The organism is Streptomyces sp. YS-3, from assembly GCF_045257485.1.
Classification (GTDB): domain Bacteria; phylum Actinomycetota; class Actinomycetes; order Streptomycetales; family Streptomycetaceae; genus Streptomyces.
Genome location: NZ_JBJHPC010000857.1, coordinates 1 through 2,118 on the forward strand (window position 1 = coordinate 1; position 2,118 = coordinate 2,118).

Annotated in this window: 2 protein-coding genes and 1 pseudogene; all 3 read left to right on the top strand. The window is 73.9% G+C overall.

Going from position 1 to position 2,118, the window contains the following annotated elements; all coding sequences use genetic code 11:
• Positions 1-8 precede the first annotated feature (8 nt).
• Entirely contained in the window at positions 9-1,214 is a 1,206-nt protein-coding gene (locus ACJA3G_RS35605; RefSeq protein WP_406557168.1) for a sedoheptulose 7-phosphate cyclase, read from the top strand.
• Positions 1,207-1,923, top strand: coding sequence for a cupin domain-containing protein (locus ACJA3G_RS35610; protein ID WP_406557167.1), 717 nt, complete (start codon positions 1,207-1,209; stop codon positions 1,921-1,923). The genes ACJA3G_RS35605 and ACJA3G_RS35610 overlap by 8 nt, the downstream gene beginning before the upstream one ends.
• Positions 1,920-2,118 (top strand): annotated as a pseudogene (locus tag ACJA3G_RS35615) (hypothetical protein); the annotation flags it as partial. The gene ACJA3G_RS35610 and the pseudogene ACJA3G_RS35615, both read left to right, overlap by 4 nt.

Below are 2,118 nucleotides of genomic sequence, written 5' to 3' on the forward strand. Positions count from 1 at the left end.
TGACCACCCTGACCCCCCGTTCCGCCCACGGCCTGTTCACCTCGGGCGAGCCGGTCCGCTCCTGGACGGTGAGCACCGCCAAGCCCGTCCGCTACGAGGTGGGCTTCACACCGGACGTCCTTGACCCGCGCAACCCCGCACTCGCGACCGCCGGAGTCCCCGGCGACGGCCCCGCCCCGGCCCGCCGGCTCGTGGTCGTGGAGACCACCGTCGACGAGCTGTACGGCGACCGGCTGCGCGCCTACGCGGCGGCCCGCGGTCTGGACTTCGAGATCCATGTGCTGACCGCCCACGAGCAGCTCAAGACGATGGACGCCGTGTTCTCGGTGGCCGCGGCGATGGACCGGTTCGGCATCGCCCGGCGCAGCGAGCCGGTCGTCGCCCTCGGCGGCGGTGTGCTGATGGACGTCGTCGGCCTGGCATGCAGCCTCTACCGCCGCAGCACCCCGTACGTACGCGTACCCACCACGCTGATCGGCCTCGTCGACGCGGGTGTCGGGGCGAAGACCGGAGTGAACTTCGGGCCGCACAAGAACCGGCTCGGCACCTACCACCCCGCGGCCCGGACGCTGCTGGACCCACGCTTCCTGGCCACCCTCGCCCGGCGGCACCTGAGCAACGGCATGGCCGAGATCCTCAAGATCGCGCTGATCAAGGACCGGGAGCTGTTCGCCCTCCTGGAGGCCCACGGCGGCCGGCTGGTCGGCGAGCGGTTCCAGGGCGGCCGGCGGTGGGATCCCGTCGTACGGGAGGTGCTCGGCCGGGCCGTGCACGGCATGCTGGAGGAGCTCCAGGGCAATCTGTGGGAGAGCGAGCTGGAGCGGGTCGTCGACTACGGCCACTCCTTCAGCCCCACGCTGGAGATGCGGGCCCTGCCCGAGCTGCTGCACGGCGAGGCCGTGTGCGTCGACATGGCCCTGACCACGCTGATCGCCGAAGCGCGCGGGCTGGTGACGCCGGGGGAGAGCCGGCGGATCCTGAACGCGATGCGCGGCCTCGCCCTGCCCGTGTGGCACCGGCTGTGCGAACCGGGCGTACTGGGCGAGGCGTTGGCCGACACGGTCCGCCACCGCGACGGGAGCCAGCGGCTTCCGCTGCCCGCCGGTATCGGTGGTGCCGTCTTCGTCGACGACGTGACCACCGGCGAACTGGCCGACGCGGCCCGGCGCCTGAGGGCGGTCCACGCCGCGGGCGAGGCGGCCGGTCATGCGTGAGGCGATCGTCGTCGCGGACATCCGCGAACCGGCCGAGGTGCACGGCGTGCACGCCTCCGAGGGGCTGTCGCGCTGGACGTGCCTGGCCCGCCGCACCGGGCTGCACGGCCGGTGGGAAGCGGTCGAGTGGGCGTGGCTGCCGCCCGGCGGCGTCAGTGGCGAGCACCGGCACACCCGCACCGAGGAGCTGTACTTCGTCCTCGAAGGCGAGGGCGAGATCACCCTCGACGGGCGCCCCCATCCCGTCCGGCCCGGCACGGCCGTCCTCACCGCGCTCGGCCGCAGCCACGGACTGCGCAACACCGCCCGGACGCCGCTGTCCTGGCTCGTCATCGAAGTCCCCGCCCCACCCCCCACGAAGGAGACGGCCATGCCCGATCCGGCCCGTACCACCCACGCCGTCATCGCCGACCTGCGACGCGCCGGACCGGTGGACGCCGCCACTGTCCTCACCGGCCCCCTGCGCACCGTACGCGTGACCCGACTCCTCCCCGGGGAGACGGCCCGGCTGGCGGCCCAGGACGTCGAACACACCGTGTACGTCACCGACGGCGCCGGCACCGCCGAGGTCGGGGCGACCAGCGTGGCGCTGGCTCCGGGAGTCTCCCTGACCCTGCCCCTGGGCGCCGAGGCCCACGTCCAGGCGGGCGCGGACGGGCTGGAGTACTTCCACGCCGTGCTGGACGTCCCCCGGGAGGAAGACCAGTGATCGTCAACGCGAGTCACCGCACCGCTGCCCTCCACACCGGCGACCGGCACCCCGTCCGCGTCCGCTGTCTCGCCCGGCGCGGCATGCTGCACAGCGAGTGCGAGGCCGTCGACCGGGTGAGCCTGGCGCCCCACGCGCGGTACGACCTCCTGGGCCGGGACGACACCGAGGCGGCCTGGTACGTCCTGAGCGCTC